A 20,121-nucleotide genomic window follows, 5' to 3' on the forward strand; every position below is an offset into this window, starting at 1 on the left:
GGCTACGTAAGGAAATATAGAAGGAAGTGTATATAAGATTGGCGTGGGTTCAGTTATTAGCAGGATACCCACCTTCACCACTATCTTTTTACTTCATACGATAGTATTAATAGAAGTTTTAACTTCTATTAATTTCGCTGAAGGGGGGTGTGTCTATGACTAGAAGGAAGTGTCGTAGAATTACACGCAGTAGGGACGTTTTTACAATTGGTAATAAAGCTAATGGTCGGGCCAAAGTGAAAAATAAGCTTTCCATTCAACTACCTGTTTGTCCAGGTGATGACTTCTTTTTGAATCTCGAAACGATTGTGAGTATCTGCTGTAAGAGTCTTGGGGGAGGAGGGTTTATAGCTCTCGATTCTCTTGAAGCATCTATTAGTGGGCCGGCAAGTATCACAAGTATCCTAGTCAAACCTGCTGAGGACTGTCCGGATGGATGTCCAGAGGGGTCCATCTCAGGTTTTCTCTCGCCTGATGGAAAACAAGCTTTTGTTATATGGGATGATTTTCTTGTTGAATGTGTTCTTAATGAGGGTGGCGGTTTATGTGGGAAATGTGTATGTAAAAATAAGAAGTGCTGTACCTTACGTTTCCCATTAGAAGAAGATGGGGAAGTGCCTAAGAAACAACCTATCCTGTTTACTGGAACAATAAGAGGATTTGCGAGTCTGCTGGAAGGCTGCGGTGGACCCTTCACTGGACAATTCGAGACAGACATTAGCATTGAAGCCAAATTTATTCATTGTAAGCATCCTTGCTGTAAGAAAAAAGGAGACAAGCGTGGAATATTTGAAAACCCCGTTAAATTAGAAACAGAGCTGGACCAAATGAAAGAAGAACATTCTCTGAGGATGAAAGACAAATACGGTAAAGCCATATTGCCATCCCCAGATTTTTTAAAACAACAATGCAATCTCCTACTTGACGAACGCTTTGTCCACTGAGGGGGTTAGACATTGAACTTCGAAAAAGTTCTGATTTATCTTGGAAGAAGGGAAACAACATTATTGTGAGTTCCTGCATGACTTTATCAAAATGAAAGCAATCTTGGCCAAGAAAAAAGCTTGGGGAGTCCCAAGCTTCTTGTTATGGCTTCGTATCGATATCTACTCTCCAACCATCCCGTCTCCATCATTATCTCGCATATGAGGGTATAACCAGTGAACGCTTGTGATTGGCATGCTGAAGCCAGCTGCTTTTGCTTCTTTTATTGTCACCAGTCCACTACCGTCCGTATCAATGCTTGAGAGGTCGCCGTCTGTGTTTGAATTCGATGAGTTTGGGTTGGAGCTCTCTGAACTGGAAGGCTTACTTTCTGTTAAGCCGAGTGATTCGTTTACTTCATCAGGGTTCGCATTGTCGAATGTATCAACGATTACGTTAAGACTAAAATGCCTTGCGAGTGAAAAATGGGTGTAAAGAAATTTCTTGAAGATAATGGGTTTATCTGTGATACAATGATATCCTAGTACATATTTTGAAAAAGGGGAGATTAGCGTGGATGAGAAGAACCCGAGGATATTAGCTTATGCCAATTCGAAATTAGCAAATGAATGGCATTCTTCAAAAAATGGGGGACTCACTCCTTTTGATATTACAATTGGTTCTGGCAAGAAAGTGTGGTGGCGGTGTTCTGTAAATCCTAATCACGAATGGGAAGCAAAAGTGCTAAATCGTGGGAAGGGGAACGGATGCCCTTTTTGTAGTGGGAAACGTGCATCGATAGAAAACTGTTTAGAGACTTTAAATCCGCAATTAGCCAAGGATTGGGATGAAAAGAGAAACGGTTTATTAACACCGAAAGATGTAACAACAGGTTCTAATAAGAAAGTGTGGTGGCGGTGTCAGATTGATGATACTCATAGCTGGCAAGCAACTATAAGCAGTCGTCATTCTGGCGGCCACCAATGCCCGGTTTGTTCAGGTCGGGTTGCATCAAAGAAAAACAACCTTGAACTTTTAAACCCGCTATTATCAAAAGAGTGGCATCCAGAACGAAATAGTGGAAAATCACCTCGAGATTTCACACTCAATTCCGGACAAAAAGTGTGGTGGCGATGTTCTGTTGATCCTAGTCATGAGTGGGAGGCTGTAATTGCTAGTCGTAATGCAGGTCATGGGTGCCCTGATTGTGGATTAGAAAAAACAAAAAAATCTCGATTAGAGAAAAACAAACGTAAAAGTTTGGCGGTGTTACACCCTGAATTATTAAAGGAATGGGACTTCGAGAAAAACAGTGAATACTCCCCCTATGAACTCGCTTCAAAGTCGTCTACTAAAGTATGGTGGAGATGCTCAGAAAATCCATCTCACCGATGGGTAACAGCTATTGTGGATCGTTCTAAGGGCAGTAAGTGTCCATATTGTATTGGTCGATTAGCATCACTAGAAACATGCCTAGCAACACTTAACCCAACTCTTGCAAAAGAGTGGCATCCTACTAAAAATGGAGAAATGACTCCTCACGATGTTGTCCCAGGTTCGGGGTATAAAGTTTGGTGGTTGTGCTCTAACAATCCGGAACATGAATGGGAAACAACAGTTGTTAACCGTCATATAAGAGGAGATGGATGTCCTATTTGTCACACTAGAACGTCTTTCCATGAACAAAGCATTGTGTATTACTTGAAACAAGTTTTTTCGGATATTGTCAATCATGAAATGGTATATGACGGCTACGATAGGAAAGAATTAGATGTTTACATTCCTTCTCTATCATTAGGTATAGAATTTGATGGTCATTACTATCATAAAAATAGGCACGTTCAAGATATTGATAAGAACGCTTATATGAACCAACAGAACATTCAATTAATTCGGATCCGTGAACGTCCATTACAAGAATTAAAAGATTTTGGCTGTCAGAACTACCTCATTGAACCGAACGACATATCCGAAATGAACGGAGCTCTTCAATTCATTCTGGATTTCATTTCCCGCAACTATAAGCTGGACTTACTTTTACAAAGGAAGTTGACACTTCTGAATGATATTATCGATGTTGATAAACATCGATCCGGCATTTATGAACAATACAATCTAACGGTACGAAAAAACAATCTAAATGAAAAGGAACCTCTTATTGCTCAAGAGTGGCATCCCACTAAAAACGGTAAACTCCACCCATCGCATGTTTCTTATGCTTCTAATCGTAAAGTTTGGTGGCTATGTGATAAGAATCATAGTTATTTAAAAGTGGTTTCCCAAAGAACAACAGGAAGAAGAGGTGGATGCCCGTATTGCGCTGGGAAAAAGGTATGTTTGGATAATTGTCTGCTTACTGTTAATCCTGAATTATCAAAAGAATGGCACCCGACAGAAAATGGAGAGTTAACACCAAAAGACGTTGTGCCAGGGAGTCAGAAGAAAGTGTGGTGGCGCTGTAATAGAAATCCTAAACACGAATGGGAAGCAGTAGTTAGCAGCCGTAATAGCGGAAATGGTTGCCCTTATTGTGCAGGGAGAAAAATTGATGACTCAAATTCTCTCTTTTCAAAAAATCCAGAAGCTTCTCGTTTGTGGCATCCGTTGAAAAATAAAGACTTAACCCCCCATGATGTAGCGCCTAACTCTCATAAACGAGTATGGTGTCAATGTGATATTCATCCTGAGCATGAATGGCAAATACTTGTTTCGAATTTAAATAAAGGGAGAGGTTGCCCAACATGTGCAAAAACTACTCGAAAAAAGCGCGCGCTTGAAACAAAAAACAAAAAATATTATGAAAAATTAAAAAACATCGCAAAAGAAAAATCAGGAGAAATTCTCAGTGAAAAATACTTAGGTCAAAGAGAGAACCACGAATGGAGATGTATTAATGGTCACACGTTTACCATGAAACCTAGAAGAGTAATTGAACAGGGGGCTTGGTGTCCAGATTGTGAAAATATAGATTAGCTTTCACTCAAAAGTCAGGTTGCTGAAATTTAGTAGAAGCAGGTCATAAAATGACCTTCTTTTTTTATTCCGTTAACGACCAATTTATCAGCACTCAACAATCAAACTCTCGTATTTTCCTCATATCGCGGACATGGCTTATTATAGTAATAGTGTGTTATATCCAGTTTGATTTTTGTTCAAAAAAGTTAGTTTTACTAAGTTAGCTGGCAGTAAGCACAATTGTTGTAATCTTATATAATTGTAAAATTGTTCAAGAGAGGTAAATAAATGTATCCGGAAAGCGCCATTATAAAAATTTGGTATTTTTTTGGGGCGGGGACGGTTCTTCCCCTCCTTTCTAAGGTGGGGCTTGCTATGCAATAAATTTTTTGTGAAATGAGAAAAGTAGAGAGGGAACCGTACCCACCTAACCTGGGGATTATCAAGTGGTAAGACTGACACAGGTAATACGAGCTGTACTTAGGTCTTTATCAAGTTGGCATCATGGTCACGAAAAAAGCTTGGGGAATCCCAAGCTTCTTGTTATGACTTCATATCGATATTCTACTCTCCGACCATCCCGTCTCCATCATTGTCACGCATATGAGGGTATAACCAGTGATCGCTAGTGATTGGCATGCTGAAGCCCGCTGCTTTCGCTTCATTAATTGTCACCAGTCCGTTACCGTTCGTATCAATGGTTGAGATATCGCCGTCCGTGTTTGGATTCGTTGAGTTTGTGTTAGAGCTCTTTGAACTGGAAGGCTTACTTTCTGTTAAACCGAGTGATTCGTTTACTTCATCAGGGTTCACATTGTCGAATGTATCAACGATTACGTTCCCTCTTAGCGTATAGGTATACTGATAACTTGAGGGGATCTGCGTTTTTGTATTTGGATAGGTGATAATGGCTTCGAAATTAGTGGCTCCACCTGCGTCCCGGATACTTTTTTCCATATACGCTTGATCACCGTGCCGGTTAAGCGTGCTGTCTTGAGGGGTGATATTATAAGCATTCGATACCCCGCCGAGAGAGTCAGCAATGATATGCCCTTCATCTAATACAGTACTTTCGACGCCAGGAACCTTTGCCTCATCAGAATAGTATCTGCCAGACGATGTTACCGGTTCCGTGCGGTCATTTTGTAGTAAGATTTCGTCTGCAGTGACGCGCACCAGCTGACCGTATTCATTCGTGAATGCCCAATACTCGCGGTCCCCGAAACCAATGTCAACGACGACGTTCGGTTGACGATCCCCAGACAAATCACCACCATCGACTTCAAGGAGATCGAATCCTGGAAATTCTTCATCACCTGTTTCGGTTGAGGTTTCTTCTGCGACTGCTTCCTCTACTTCAGTCTCATCCACAATCTCCGGAGCTGCTTCTTCCTTTTCCCCATTTATATCTGTAATCTCCGTTGCTGCTATTTTCGAATCTGCTTCTTTATCTGGAGTGGTTGAATCTCCTACGTTGGCACAACCAACGATAACCATACTCGTTAAAAGCAAGAGTAATCCGTTTATTTTCTTTTTCATTGTTTAGACACCCCTATAATATGTTTCTGACTGACCGAAATCCCTTCGTACATTTTACCACAAATTGTTATTAATCCTTTGAGTTTTCACTAATCTGAATAAAATCACACTTCAAATAATATGTCTTAATAATAAGAAATCCATAGTGTATTATACGGCAAGGGTTCATTTGGCAGAAAAAAGAACTGACACCCTTTTTCAGGTGCCTGCTCTACAATACATATGCGAATTTCTTCTCATATGTACGATGGATATAGCCTGTTGCCCAGACAAAGAAAACTATGCGTGTAACCGATATAAATATACCGGGCCATTCCTTTTGAGGGATGGCCTATTAGTGTTTAAAAAGAAAGCAGCAACTTACTTCCGTCTTAAGCTACTGCTTTCTTTCTTTGCTAACATAATAACTTCCTTCACATTAGACCCCCTGTAAACGGAAGTCTTTTTATTATTATCTGTAAAATAGATTTCTCCATAATCATGTTCACGGGTAAAACCGAGAATCATAAAATTGAATGTTTGCTTATCTTTTAATAGGCTGAATTCTTGTTTTTTGATGTTAATGCCCCCAATGAACTACCAAGTCTATCTTGTGTGAGTTCTTCTTTTTTCTATTATACCAATTTATTGGAAAATCTGAAATTTATTATGCTGTTTAGTGTTAGTGCACTCGTGATTCTATTTCCCCGCTCAATAATCCTATAGCCTTCTTCTGACATATCAACTTTCCAAGCAAACTCAGCCTGTGGCAGTCCAAGCTCATGTCTTCCACGTTTTAAATATTGATCCAGTAATTTTGCGAAGAGCTTATTTTCTTCATTTATCAAAGAATTCTCCCATTTTTTACCCATTATCAAATCGGGGAAAAAATGAGTACCACGAACAGGTAATTGATTTATTGAAAATTATGTAAATTATTAAAGGTTTTTTCATCTTACAAATAAAAATTGAAACAGATGTGGATTTTTCATTCTTATAGCTGTAATTTTAAAGAGACCTTGGAATTATTTTCTGAAGACCAAACTAGATTAAATACTAGATATTTAAGGGATTGATGAATCAGATGCTACGAAATAAAACTGTTGAAGAACTTTTGGATATGGAAGAGGAATTGAAAGCAGAAATCGATACAGAAGAAAAACCATATTATTATAAGTTGATAGAAGTATATGAACATCTTTATAGAGCCATAGGAAAAGATCCTCACACGGAATATCAGTCAAGTTTGCATAGTATAAAAACCAAACTTATTTCTTACCTGGTTAAATACGGCACCCACCTCAAAACCGTTGATCGAAAAGACGATTATGCTTCAGAGAGGACTTTAAAAAAAGCCATTGGTTATGAAAAAAAGCTGCCGATTGCACATTACAGGCTTGGTTTCTTATCTTATAAAAAGAGTAACTTTACTCAAGCCCTTACATATTTCCAAAAGGCGCTTAATTATCAAAAGCAGGAATGCGATGCTGCTTATAAGCTGAATCATCAGCAATTGCATAATGCCCATCTGTATTTGGCCAACTGTGGTCTATTTATTGCGAAGCAGACACAAGAGGAACTGGAGGACCTCCATCTTGACGTTGATCTAAATAAGTCGCTTGCTTATAAGGTATCGCCTTTATATCAGATGATTTCAAATAATGAGCAGTACCTGGCAAATCATGAATACCTGGTGATAACTCCTGGGAAAGAAGAGTATTGCAGCAAAGAGGATATTGAAACTTTGCAGGATATAAACGAAAGCCTTGTTCTCGATTATTCCGGCAGGGAGTATCTGTTAATATTTAACGGAAGAGAAAAAAGATTATCTAAAAGCCATGCGGAAATGCTGCGGTACTTTCTTATAAACAGTAAAGAAGACTCTCCATTAACAAGACACCACTTTTTCGATATTTTTTCTGTATCCGGCGAAAACGGCGAAGTGCCGAGAAATACTTACATACAAAATGTCAGAAGGATAAGGAACAAGCTCAGCGAAGCAGGAATAACGGAAGAGCTCCTGGTTAACAAAAGTGACAGGAATGAAACCGCGTATTATTACAATCAGAACTACCCTTATATGATCATACAACGGAGTGATGACACATTTCTCCTGAACTGATGACAGGTCTGTCATCGCCTTTTTGAGATACTTAGTTTACAAACAAAGGGGAGATGATGAGATGGGAAAAACCTGGAATCAATTATTTATAAGGTATGGCTGGTTAGTGACTGAGAAAGAAGAAAATATTTTCGATTGCAACAGTGAAACAAAGGAAAATCTTGAATTCTTAATGAGGAGCCTGGAAACCGCGCATGTGAACTATTCAATGTTCGACAGGGAACTGATTCTTTATTCACAGACAGTCGCAGAGGAAGAGTGGATTGAAGCTGTTGACTATGATGGGCGCGGCCGCGGAGAGGGACTTTGGTTCAGGTCGGGGATCGATCAACCTAAAGTTGCAGAGCTTGACACCTATATTAGCGCTGTCGTTCGGCAGTTGGTTCGATTGGGGTTCTATACAATGGGCTCATGCGACGGACATGAAAGAAGACCTGCACATGTGATTATTACAAAAGAAAGTGACATTGAGGAACTGTCAGGACTATTACTGGCACTGGGAGATAAAAAGAGGATTTACTGGAGAGAGCAGCGTAAAAGTTATCATGTATCTCTCCACTTAGACCGATTTGAACTATTGGACCTTGCTGAAAAACTTTCCCTTATAAAAGAAGACTGGATTGGGGAAGGGTATGATTTCATTAAAGAGAAACTGTTTCAACGCCAGGTAGAGGAACTGCTGATGATTCCAGGCTCCAGCGGGAATGAAGGAAAAGTCAGAAACTACGTAGCAGAAAAACTCAAGCCCCTGGTTGACCATTTGACGATTGACCGTACCGGGAACATCCTGGCTGAGAAAACCTGCAAAAGCGGTATTGGACCGGTCATTTTGTTGAATGCTCACTTGGATACAGTTATTGAAATCGAGAGGGACCGAGAAATCATAAAAGACAACAATATCTGGTCGAGCAGCAATGGAATACTGGGAGCGGATGACCGTGCGGGAGTCGGTGTTCTACTCCATATAGCCGAATATCTTAATCACTCTTCCTTCAGTGGAAAAGTGAAGTTCATCTTCACGGTCGAAGAAGAATGCGGCTTGGTGGGAGCCGGTCAAGTTGATGAATACTTCCTATGGAATACAGATGCAGCCATCGTGGTCGATCGCCGTGGCACGGGTGATATTGTCACTTCGTGTGGAGGTTTCATACCTTTCTGCCATCCTACCTATGGTAGCTTCTTTGAAGATGTAGCGGGGGAAGAAGGATTAAATGGTTGGAGGACGACTCCAGGAGGAAGCAGCGATACACGGATTTGGGCATCGCACGATATCCAATGCGTCAACCTGTCAGCAGGATATTCGAATGAACATACTGCAAAAGAATATTTAGATGTAGAAAGCTGCTACAGAACAGCTAAGCTGATAGAAGGGGTATTTAAAAGAGGAAAAGAGCTGAAGAGTATATTAAGAGAAGTCAGGCGTGTAGAAGCAAAGGAGTTTCTTAGTGAAGCACGATAATTAGTAAGATTAAGAGTTTAGGGCCACTGTTTCAGATGGCTCTTTCTTTATTGATTTGGTAATATGTAGGTGGAAGTCGTAATTATTGAAAATATCTTTTATGGAGGGATCCCTTTGCCTGTATATAACAAACTAGTACGAGACAAGATTCCTGAAATCATTGAATCAAACGGTAAAGAATTTACAACAAAAATTCTTTCTGACGAAGAATTTATTACCGAATTAAAAAATAAGAGTTTTGAAGAGTTAGAGGAATATTGTGATACTGAAACAAGAGAAGAAGCTTTGGAGGAACTGGCTGATTTGATGGAGATTGTTCATGCATTCGCCAAATCCCATGGTACAACCCTGGAAGAAGTTGAAGAGATACGATGTGAGAAAGCAGAAAGACGTGGTGCTTTTGATGAAAAAATCTTCTTGATTGAGGTAGAGGATTAAATACATTAAGGGAAGGATTTAAATGAGTCATAAACTAAAGGTCGGAATGCTAAAAGAGGATTACTTAACTGATGAAGAAATCTGGAGAATATTTACGATCGTCTTATCGAGCAAATCAGTCAAATCAGCTACATATAAATATGCATTGATCAAAGCATTGATTGAAAACTTGTATCAAGTTAACGAAGATTTTGAATTGACTTATGATCAACTAGCCTACTCATTTACGAAAGTGTATTGGAATTTAATTGTTCATCATAACCTGACCCAACACAATAGAGGAAAGAATGCCAGAGTAGTGTCAATTATACAAGATGAGCAAAGGAAACACTCCATACCCCCAGAAATGGTTTTTGATAAACTCCAAGATTCTTTGCAGTTGAAATTGATTAGTAAAATAAAAACAACAATGAAGATTAATGTCTTCGGTGCATTATATGGTGATACCAGAGAAAAGTTTTATGCATTTGATCATAAAACAGAGAAGTTAAGGTTAAACCCTCCAGTTCATACTTTTATGCTTAATTATCAAAGGCTTATCGTACACCTCACTAATTATCATATGGCAGCAATGGTTGAGGAGCTAAACGAAGTTCCGAGTATTAATTACCTTCTTAGAAAAGTAGAGAGCATTGCTAAACGTTCATCACTTCAGCCGTTTGAGGAGATTCTTCTATCACATTTTGAATCGAGATGTTTTTATTGTGGAAAAGCATTGACAGGCAAGCAGAGAGAAACTCATGTTGACCATTTTATTCCGTGGTCATTTGTACAGTCAGATCATTTATGGAACCTTGTTTTAGCTTGTAATCAATGTAATAGTTCAAAAAGTGATAAGCTGGTGGAGAGAGGATTTCTTGATATCATTATAGAACGCAATGAAGAATTAATTTATTCAGAGAATAATAGGTTGCTTGATGATTTTATGCAGAATTATCAAGCGGAAAAGATTATTATGCTTTACGATTATTCTGTTAAAAATGGATTTGATTCTGTGTGGACTCCATCAATGGGAAAAAATAATTAACTATGTAGCAAGTATAGTAAATCAACAACTACTTTCCTGCTTATACGTGTAAATACTTAAATCATGAAATATTTGTTTTTTGGGGATTAACAAGTGAAGATTGTTTTGTATATTGCTCTTTGTATTTCGCTTGGCAGTTCTTTAAGCTATTATTCTGTTGCCAACAGTGAATCAATCTGTCTATTAATTCATTTATTTATGAAATTACAATTACCAGAGATTTTTTTAGAGTATATCAAGTTGGTTCAAGAGAAGCGGTTATATTATTAATAAGAGAAAAAATGAAGTCAAAGTATGGCACAAACAATGTAAATAGCCTATCTTTTTTGATTTCTAAAATGACTTGAGGTGTTTGAATGTCAGAAGTTTATTCTTCTTCATGGACTGAACAACAAATATTCGATGTAGCGGATACTCTCATCGGGAAAAAACTTGGTGAGTTGGACAATTCCGGCTGGTTAAAGAAGAAAAAAGACAAAGGTAGTATAGGGAATATGATTCAATCGGATTATTTCGGTATTCCTGCTAACTCCATCAAAGGTGCCGATTTCGCTTATCATGGGATTGAATTGAAAGTGACACCGATTCTTAAGAAACCAAAAGCCGGCTTCAGCTCAAAAGAGCGACTTGTATTGGGAATGATCAACTATATGGAGGATTATGAGATTCCATTTGAAAAGAGCATCGTGCATAGAAAAGCGGGAAACATGCTGGTGATTTTTTACCTCCATGAAGAAAACAAGCCAGTGGAAGAATTCAGAATAATAAAGACTTCCCGTTTTCAGTTGCCGATTTCTGATGTACCTCAAGTTCAAACAGATTATAAGAGTATCATAGATAAAATCCAACAAGGAAAAGCAAATGAAATAAGTGAAGGACAACAAAAAATACTGGGGGCTTGTACTAAAGGGCAAGGAAAAGGAAAGGACTTCGTCAAACAACCATTTTCCCCAGAGAAAGCCAAGTCACGTGCATATTCTTATAAAGTAGGTTATATGTCTGCTTATTTCAGGAACCTAGTGACACCTGAGCAAGTCGAACATATCTATATACCTCCTCAAAAAAGCTTCCTCGATACGGTCAAACAAATTTTGGATAAATATATCGGAAGGACCGATAAAGAAATACAATCCGAGTTGCAAATGGAAGTGAGGGGTAAAAGCGGTCTTTTCAATTTGATTGGTTACATGTTTGGTAAAAAGGGTGAAAACCTCAATCATACCGAGGAGTTTTTAAAAGAAGGTTATGCAATAAAAACAGTTCGAAACAGGTTTGATAAACAAAAAAACCAAGATATGTCATTCCCTAATCTTGATTTTACTGAAATAGCCAATGATGAATTCGAGGAGTCTACTTGGTATGGGTGGTTTGCAGAAACAAAATACATATTGGCAGTATGGGATGAATATGAGGAAGATAAAAATAGATTTCTAGGTTATACAGTGTGGACACCTGAAGAAGAACTAGTCTCAACGGCCTCCAATCTTTATTATCATATAAAACATATGCTCAATTCAGATTCCATAGTTGTCGAAATTGATGAAACAAAAGGAAAGCACGGAAGATGGTCCGATAATCTACCCGGCGGGAAAGAAGACTATCCACCATTTCAGATTCGTCCTAAGGGTTCAGGAAAGAGTATATTTGTGACTTTACCTTCTGGATTGGTACTAAAGAAAAAATGTCTTTTCATTAATAAGGAATATATAAGAAAAATTGTCGGATTGGATTAATCAGGAATAAGCATCGAAAGGGGATAGAAAGAGTATCCCCTCTTTTTGAAAATCGTCATGTTTAAGTATTGGAGTAACTTCAACACCGATAAGAGGATATGTTTTTATTAATGGTTGAAGAATTTTCACGTACATTGTTCAAGATGAGAAACCTCCAATATGATAATTTTTTTGTCAAGGAGTATCTTGTAGCAAACTGTGTGAAAAGAGACAGGCAGGGTTAATGGTTGGTTATTAGATAGGAATCTCAGGGAAGCAAGGAGAAATGTGTTATTTCAACCATCTATCCGAGTTGTTCCACTTATCCCTTGGATAGGGCTTATCACGATAAATCTTAAAATGAAACTCTGCTAATGACTTGTATATCTCTTTGTTTACCACCAAGTTTACAGGAGCCTCGCCAAGGTGCTTTGAAAGGCTATATCTCATTTGGTGAATACCATTTACCTTAAGCTGTTGATTTATTTGATTGACTCTATTCATTATAAGAATAGAATTGACATGACTGTTAATATTGGCTTTTGAAAGATGACTTTTATTTAAACTGTCGATCAATGACTTTCTGTTCACCAACATTACTTCCACATTTTTTATATCCTCTTGTTTAAGGTCATTTAACTCAACGTGTTTTCGTATTGGCCATGCAAATAAATAATGCGTGCTCACTTTTTTATCATCAAACAACCAACCTTCTTTTTGTTTTCCCCCTTTTTTATAATGCAATTCCAACGCAAAGGTATTCAATCCGTCCGGATAATGCAATGCAGCTTTCTCATCTATGATGTATTTAGTTCCATTTCTCTCGATGGTAACATCCATGCCAAGATATTGCTCGTTTTTATTGTGGTGTCTGTAGAAATTATCTATTTCAATTTTATTATAAAAAAAACGGTCCAGAAATCCACCCAGAACTTTCTCACCAACTGAATCTCCGGGAAATTTACTTTCAATCATAACTTACTCCTTACATCCTTTTTTTACCACTATACTATATGAGTGGTATGTCTAAAAGAAAAAATCTAATAATCCTAGCAATATATGAAACCTCCACTTAAATCATTTCCATATTAATGGTATTCTAGTAAAATAGATAGAGTCACATTTTCCTGCCAAGGAGGAACTTGAAAAAATGCAACGAATGATTCAATACTCTTACATATTATTTGCAGATAATGAATTCATAAATGAAAAACTAGTAGAAATCTCCGATTTGTTGGCAAGAGGGGTTAAGGTCCTCCTGTTTACAAATTCAGATTTTCAGTTGGTAGATAAAGATGATTTTGAAGGATATCTCGACGCCAAACTCTTACATATTCATAAAGAGGATATATCGATAACACAGGCACTTGAAGTTATTGATGGTCAATCACTTGAGGAGATGAAACACATTGCCCAGTTCTTTCCTCGGTTCAATATCGAACAGTTCTTAATCGAGCATGCAGATTTTGATGAAAATATCATGGTGAAGGCAGGGGCTGGCACAGGGAAGACGAGCGTCATGATCGACCGGATCCTTTATCTTCTGTTGGCAGCCAAGCTTAAACCTGCTGAGATAGTAATGATCACTTTCACTAGGGATGCTGCAAGGAATATGTATGATAAACTGCGTGAGAGCTTATTTTTACGCTTCAAGACTACAGGGAACCGGGACATTCTAATGTTGATAGAGCATCTTGCCGATATAAGGATTCAAACGATTCACTCCTTCTCTAAATCTTTACTGAAGGAAGTTGGTTCACTCGGGGGCTTTGGATTGAATGTGACACTACGGAGCTTCAAGCAAAAGAAGAAAGAGTGGATTGAAGAGGAGCTCGATCGGTATTTCGAAATGGAACTCTCTCAAGCATCAGGGAGGATTGAAGTGCTGATTTCTCCATTGAAGCTCTATGAGTTGATAGATACCATATATGACTTTTCGGAAAAGTTCGAGCAAAAGGGATTTTCAACTACGGAAATCCTTAAGGGAACGGATTTTGGTCAAGGAACTATGGGCAACGAACGCATGAATAACCTGTTGCAAACCGTCATCCGGAGGGTGGAGCGCCGCTTTCAGGAAGAGAAAAATCTTTTGAATGCGGTTACAATGAATGATTTGACGAGGCAAATAGATGAAATAAGGGAAAGACATGGGGTGGATGCATTTAAGAATATTAGCCAACCCATTTCCCATCTGTTCGTGGATGAGTTCCAGGATAGTGATGATATTCAAATCCGGTTGATAGCCACCATCCAAGAGGCATTTTCGGCAACTTTGTTCGTTGTAGGAGACATCAAGCAGTCAATCTATCGCTTTAGGGGTGCAAACCATACCGCTTTCAAAATCTTGAAAGAGAAGCTTGTGCAACGCCATATTTTTATCGATGACGGAAAATACTACCTCAAGAAGAATTATCGTACGACCAAACAATTGTTGGAACAAATGGATGTCCATTTTTCAGTGTGGGGGGAAAGGAGATATCTTGATTATGATGTCGATGGTAAGGATAGCAGTGACCGCTTGGTGGGCATGAGGAGCGGCATGGAAGAGAATCCATTGAAAATAGAGACGAAACGTGAGGAAACGAAAGAGAATATGAGGACTCATATTTTACCAAAGATAGTCGCCGGGTTGAAGAAGATAGTTGAGTTGAATGACTCTAAACAAAAGGGAGAAAAGCGGGAAAAGATTGCAGTCCTGACCAGGACAATCGAGGAGGCCAGGATAGTCGATGAGTGGTGCAGGGGGCAGAAACTGTTGACCAAGCTCGAAGTCGGTGGGGGCTTCTTTCAGTCAAAGGCGGTCCGCCATTTTCATTCCTTGGTACTCGCCCTCCTCCATCCTGAAGATGGTAAATATCTAAGCAACCTGTTGCATGGCCCATACGGGCAATTGCAGGACTATATCCTTCATGAACTTGTCAATCGAAAGGGGTTCAGGGAATCGTCAATCGAGAGGATGAAGGAATCTACCGCCTTCCCATTCCAGCGTTATCAACGTCTTCTGACCTATCAACCTGTCTTATCGGTACTGAGGACAATCATTGAGGAAAGGGAGCCATTAAATTGGATATATTCCCGTCGCATGGATGATTTGGTTAATTTTCTTTCGAAAGATTATACGCCCGACCAACTTCAACGACAGGCAGTCAATGATACGGAAAAATATAAGTTGAATGTAGGTAAATTATTCGAAATGCTCCATCAGGCATTTTCAGCTGAATTCGTCTCCCTTCAGAAGATCGAGAGTTGGCTGAGTATACAGATTGCAACCAACCGTGATGAAGAGGAAATGACTGTGGAAGGCATGGATACGGAAATTGATCATGTTCATATCCTGACGGCTCACCGAGCAAAGGGACTTGAATACCATACTGTCATCATCCCTTTCACAGAGCGTCCTTTCACTACTTCATTCAGCAAAATCATCTTTGACATTGAACGCCGGAGGGTCGGCTGGCTTATCAATAAGCCAGGCCATGAAGAAAAGAAAAATAATCATTTTGAGTTGCTGAATCAACAAGATGATACTGAATCGATTCAGGAGGAAACAAGGCTTCTCTATGTAGCGATGACCAGGGCGAAGAATCAGTTGATTATCATCCGGAACCTTAAAAACGATACCTATAATATGACTTGGTCGAAAATTTTAAAACAAGAAGGATAGGAGGAGTAAAGGATGAGTGGAAAAGTGAATGTCATCATGTATGAGAATCCGTATACCTTTCAAGATTTGCCCGAATATTCCCCATTCAAGACTTCCCCTCACATTTGTGCAACAGAGTCATTGAAGCATGGTCTTAAGGAGAAGGTGAGATCAGGGCTTTTCTCGGCAACGGAGGTCATCCAGAAATTCTATCCTGAATGGAATGATGTTGATAAGCGGTTCGAGCAATATGCTGAACTGGCTGATCACCTAAGGGCATGGGATGATGATTGTACAGCGAAAGTCATCCAATCATTCAAGCGCAATAAGCTGAATGTATTGATTACTATGAGAAATCTTACTGAAATCGGATTGAGGCCGGAACTTTTACGCTCATTCTGTAAAAAGGTAGAAGAGCGTGTTTTTTGCGAAATATGGGAGAAAATGTTGCCTACTTTCGATACCTATATGGAAGATGCAGCAAAAAATCTAGATTCCTTGGATACCATACAATCGTTCATTGGTACTTCAGGGAATACCATTGTCCTTCATGGCTTCTACTTCATCACGCCTGTCCAGCACCATGTTTTCACCAAATGGAAGGAGCTGGGGATGAACCTGGTATTCATTAATCTTTATAATAAAAATCATCCTGCGATTTTTTCTTTTCTGGAGGAAAGTTTCTCTGTGGAAAATGGCTGGGTCTCTAAAGAGGAGTGGATGCTGACGGAATCAGGGGACATGTCTGCGGCAAGCAGGATGTTTGCCTCTGCATTTGAAGGAAGTTATAAAAGGCACCCATTGCCGTCCATTTCAGAGAAACCATATGAATATATGATCGATTTTGTACAGGATATACAGGAAAACCACCGTTATATTTCACCAAACCAGGATGAACTGACTGGGAGATTGATGGAGTTCAAGCCCGATATGTTCATAGAAGAGCGACATTTTCTATCGTATCCCATCGGTCAGTATTTGCTGCATCTCCACTCCGTTTGGGATGAAGCGAAGCAAGAGTATCTCTTGACCGGTTCGATGTTGGCTGAATGCTTTGCATCCGGGTGGCTGGAATACGATGGCCATAATGCAAGAAGTTATACAAATCAGCTAAGGGCAATCCTACCGTACTTTGAAAAATGCCACGCCGTTGAAGAATGGCTATCGTCCTTTGAAAAATTAAAAGTGGCGAAGCGTTCATCATCTGGCTCCATCAAAACTCATGGGTTGAGAACAGGGGATCATTTCAAGGCTGTCCGTGTGAACCCGGTGCTTAGGTTTTCCTTCCTATCTGTGACACTCAAGGAAATAGGGATTATCGAGGGCTTCATCAAAAAGCTGCTACAAGATGCGAGATGGTTGATGAACATAGAGGAAGAGCGGGTGACGATCAAGACACACTTCAATCGTATAAAGCAATTAATCGATAATCATGAAACGCGGGACTCCCTACTTGGGAAGACGGAGAAAAAGCTCGTCTCACAGCTGGAGGATATGCTGGGGCGCCCTGGACGCTCGAACAGAGCCTATCATATTTCCGACTTATCGGATGCGATAGTCGTCTTCCTGAAAACGGGACTTAAAGATAAGGATGAAGAGGATTTTGAAGAACCAATGGATGATGAAGTGAATATCAGGATTCAAAAGATGCAAGCCATTGACGGGCTCATCTATAAGAATCCCAATCAGGTCCTTCATTTATGCGGATTAGACGAAAAGCACTTTCCTAATGGGCAAACGCCGATGCCCTGGCCATTGTCCGAAGCCTTATTGAGGGATTTGGATGATGCGGCTGCGAACATGTATTTATTCAGGAAAAAGCATGAGCTTTCCTTTTCAAAATATTTGTTTTATTCAGGACTTTGCTACAACGGGGAAATCCAGCTGTCTTGGATAAAGAATTGGAATGACCACGAAAACCTCAACAAATCCATTTATGTTCAGCTTTTGGAAGTAGAAAAAGCATCTGGCTATGAAGGTTCTCAATATCAATATGTAAAGTGTTCCTCCGGACCGGCTGAGGATCAAAAGGGAAAAGTGGTCGAAGAGCTTTTATCATATCCGAATGAAGAATTCGTTGAAATGAATTTATGCAAGCGACGCTTTTTCTACAGTAGTGTCGCCGACCGTTTTTCAACCTATAATTCCTCATTTCACCATGGATTCCTGATGGGGAATGTGGTGAAATTATATGCTTCCATCGGAAAAAACAAAATCGAAGTCATGGGGTTGATGAAGACTCTTTTCCCATTCATGAGCGATGTTCGACTCCGTGCAATCATTGATACCAATATGGAGGAAAACCTCGTTAAGAGCATGAGGAAGTATGGATTGACCAATCGGTTGAAGTATGAGGATGTTGAATACGCAGAAAGCACCATGTATTTTCAATACCTGACCCACCGTGGTGCCTTCCAAAATGAACGGTGGAAGACCTCATATGCAATGGTGAAAGGAAAAAGGCGGGAACGGAATGACCTCGCAACGCAAATCGCTTTAATAGACGGGATATTGCCTGGGGCGAATCCATCAGAATTTTGCAAGCTCTGCCCACATGCCGGATATTGCGAGGATGCTTTTTACGCTGTCGATATTTCTAAAAAAGGATGGGATGACAATGACACAAATGACAATTGATGAGAAGAATTTGAACGAAGCATTCGGACTATTGAATGAGGCATTGTCGACTATCCCCAGCACAGCGAATGATATAGTAAACCAAACCAAGAAGTTCCTTCATAACATCGAACTGAGTGATGAGCAGCAAAAGGTAGCAATGATGGAATCCACCCATTTGCTTGTGAAAGGCACGGCTGGAAGCGGAAAGAGTATAACTCTTTTAACCAGGATGATGCAGAAGATGTCCGAGGAATTCGGAAAAAGGTTACTGTTCGTTTCCTACAGTGAGGAATTAATTAAAGATGCCCAGAACCGTTTTAGGCAGTCTAGGTATTATGATGCAATCCAGGAACATAATCATAGGGTCGATTTCCTGACCTTTCATGAATTGGCGCATCGTTTACTGGCATCTATCGGCATCAAAGTACGGAAGTTCCGGACTAATCATAAGGGATTGAACAGTGGGGAGGACGGGGTGAGGGCCCGTATCCTCCGTCTGATGGATTTGCTTGAGTCCGATGAGTTCAAGGAGCTTCCGGCTATCCATACAATCAAGAAAACACAGAATACTTCGTTTTTGTCAGAGGAATTTGCGTGGATGAAGGGGAATGGTTTCATCACCGAAGAAGACTATCTGATGTGTGATCGGGTGGGGCGTGGGCAGCTGCCGAATATATCTGTGAAACAACGGTCGACCATCTTCAGATTATTCGAATATTATCAAGAGGATCAGTTGAAGAACTTCTATAATAGGGTTGATTCAGAAGATTTTGCATTGCTCATCATGAAAAACTTCCACCTTTTCAAGAGGGAGCAGATGTATGACCACATTTTCATCGATGAGGTACAGGACCTTCAACCGATGCAGCTCAGGATCTTAGTTGCGTTCAACAAAGGTACTTTATCCCTAAGTGGCGACGAGAGGCAAAGAATATATAAAAGCAGCCCATTTTCCTACAAGGCACTTGGCATCAATATACGAAGCGGCAACAACGTCGTCTTGAAACGGAACTGGCGTTCGACTTATCCCATAATGAAGCTGGCGAATTCCCTGAAGTTCAATCGCTCAACCGAAGACTCCAAGTATGACGATGAGAAGTATTTTCCGCGTCCCGGGCAAAAGCCAAAGATAAAGGCTTTTAAAGCCTACCCTGATATGCTGGATGAAATAGGCAGAAAAATTAGAAGCATACATCGGGAACATCCGGATAGGACTTTCGCAATTATCCACCGTAGGCATGACACGCAGGATGAGAATCACATTAAAATTTACCTTGGGAAATATTTCAAGCTCAGAACCTACATTGAACGCATCACGGAGTCAGGATATCCACAGCATGGACCTAAGGTATATCTCATCGAGGCAAAGGCGACCAAAGGACTGGAATTCGATTATGTTTTCATTATGGATATGGATAAAAAGCATTATCCACACAAGGACGAGGTGGAAAACCTGAATAAAGTGAGACTCGTCAAGTCAAAGTCACCGGATTTCGAAGCTGACAAAAAGGAACTTGAGGAAAAGGAAAAAAGGATTCTATACGTATCCTTGACCCGGGCGAAGCAAGAGGTTTTTATGTATTACCACGCTCCTAGAAACCCTGAAATAATGATTTCCCGATTTGTGAAAGATTTTGAAACAAGGGATTACGAAGCAAGTGGATTCAGGAAGACATTATTATAAAATCAGATGTTCCCCTGACA

13 protein-coding genes and 1 pseudogene are annotated in these 20,121 nt (G+C 39.8%); 10 read left to right on the top strand and 4 right to left on the bottom strand.

Annotated features, from left to right (window positions below; translation table 11 throughout):
* The first annotated feature begins 155 nt into the window (after positions 1-155).
* Positions 156-944, top strand: coding sequence for a hypothetical protein (locus ACXAFV_RS15270; protein WP_475127717.1), 789 nt, complete (start codon positions 156-158; stop codon positions 942-944).
* Positions 945-1,106: 162 nt separating this feature from the next.
* Here ACXAFV_RS15270 and ACXAFV_RS15275 read toward each other — a convergent pair.
* A pseudogene (locus ACXAFV_RS15275) lies at positions 1,107-1,382 on the bottom strand (DNA/RNA non-specific endonuclease); the annotation flags it as partial.
* Positions 1,383-1,497: 115 nt separating this feature from the next.
* Here ACXAFV_RS15275 and ACXAFV_RS15280 point away from each other — a divergent pair.
* Positions 1,498-3,897 (top strand): zinc-ribbon domain-containing protein, encoded by a 2,400-nt coding sequence (locus ACXAFV_RS15280; RefSeq protein ID WP_475127719.1) that lies wholly within the window; start codon positions 1,498-1,500, stop codon positions 3,895-3,897.
* A 546-nt stretch (positions 3,898-4,443) separates the two neighbouring features.
* On the opposite strand, the gene ACXAFV_RS15285 is transcribed toward ACXAFV_RS15280, so the two are convergent.
* Positions 4,444-5,418 (bottom strand): DNA/RNA non-specific endonuclease, encoded by a 975-nt coding sequence (locus ACXAFV_RS15285; RefSeq protein WP_475127721.1) that lies wholly within the window; start codon positions 5,416-5,418, stop codon positions 4,444-4,446.
* Positions 5,419-6,032: 614 nt separating this feature from the next.
* Positions 6,033-6,245 carry a helix-turn-helix domain-containing protein gene (locus tag ACXAFV_RS15290; protein ID WP_475127724.1) on the bottom strand — a complete coding sequence of 71 codons (213 nt, stop codon included), beginning with the start codon at positions 6,243-6,245 and terminating at the stop codon, positions 6,033-6,035.
* Between the two features lie 236 nt (positions 6,246-6,481).
* Here ACXAFV_RS15290 and ACXAFV_RS15295 point away from each other — a divergent pair, with 236 nt between their 5' ends.
* The 5 genes from ACXAFV_RS15295 (at position 6,482) to ACXAFV_RS15315 (ending at position 12,176) form a co-directional block, all read left to right on the top strand.
* On the top strand, positions 6,482-7,519 hold the full coding sequence (locus ACXAFV_RS15295) for a tetratricopeptide repeat protein (RefSeq protein WP_475127728.1): 1,038 nt from the start codon (positions 6,482-6,484) through the stop codon (positions 7,517-7,519).
* Between the two features lie 61 nt (positions 7,520-7,580).
* A complete protein-coding gene (locus ACXAFV_RS15300) occupies positions 7,581-8,978 on the top strand; it encodes a M20/M25/M40 family metallo-hydrolase (RefSeq protein ID WP_475127731.1) in 1,398 nt (465 codons plus the stop codon).
* A gap of 114 nt (positions 8,979-9,092) precedes the next feature.
* On the top strand, positions 9,093-9,416 hold the full coding sequence (locus ACXAFV_RS15305; protein ID WP_475127732.1) for a nucleoside triphosphate pyrophosphohydrolase: 324 nt from the start codon (positions 9,093-9,095) through the stop codon (positions 9,414-9,416).
* A gap of 22 nt (positions 9,417-9,438) precedes the next feature.
* The gene (locus ACXAFV_RS15310) at positions 9,439-10,443 is read left to right on the top strand and encodes an HNH endonuclease (RefSeq protein ID WP_475127733.1); all 1,005 of its coding nucleotides are present in this window, start codon (positions 9,439-9,441) and stop codon (positions 10,441-10,443) included.
* A gap of 356 nt (positions 10,444-10,799) precedes the next feature.
* Entirely contained in the window at positions 10,800-12,176 is a 1,377-nt protein-coding gene (locus ACXAFV_RS15315) for a Sau3AI family type II restriction endonuclease (protein WP_475127734.1), read from the top strand.
* A 270-nt stretch (positions 12,177-12,446) separates the two neighbouring features.
* On the opposite strand, the gene ACXAFV_RS15320 is transcribed toward ACXAFV_RS15315, so the two are convergent.
* Positions 12,447-13,130 (bottom strand): hypothetical protein, encoded by a 684-nt coding sequence (locus tag ACXAFV_RS15320; protein ID WP_475127736.1) that lies wholly within the window; start codon positions 13,128-13,130, stop codon positions 12,447-12,449.
* 175 nt (positions 13,131-13,305) lie between these two features.
* Between ACXAFV_RS15320 and ACXAFV_RS15325 the strand changes: the two genes are divergently transcribed.
* From ACXAFV_RS15325 to ACXAFV_RS15335, 3 genes are read left to right on the top strand one after another with little or no spacing between them, the layout of a single operon-like run.
* Positions 13,306-15,819, top strand: coding sequence for a UvrD-helicase domain-containing protein (locus tag ACXAFV_RS15325; RefSeq protein ID WP_475127737.1), 2,514 nt, complete (start codon positions 13,306-13,308; stop codon positions 15,817-15,819).
* Positions 15,820-15,831: 12 nt separating this feature from the next.
* Complete coding sequence (locus ACXAFV_RS15330) at positions 15,832-18,435, top strand: hypothetical protein (RefSeq protein ID WP_475127740.1); 2,604 nt, start codon at positions 15,832-15,834, stop codon at positions 18,433-18,435.
* A complete protein-coding gene (locus ACXAFV_RS15335; protein ID WP_475127742.1) occupies positions 18,416-20,101 on the top strand; it encodes a UvrD-helicase domain-containing protein in 1,686 nt (561 codons plus the stop codon). Before ACXAFV_RS15330 ends, ACXAFV_RS15335 begins: the two co-directional genes overlap by 20 nt.
* Positions 20,102-20,121 lie beyond the last annotated feature (20 nt).

This window comes from Rossellomorea sp. ABR4_012, from assembly GCF_056159545.1.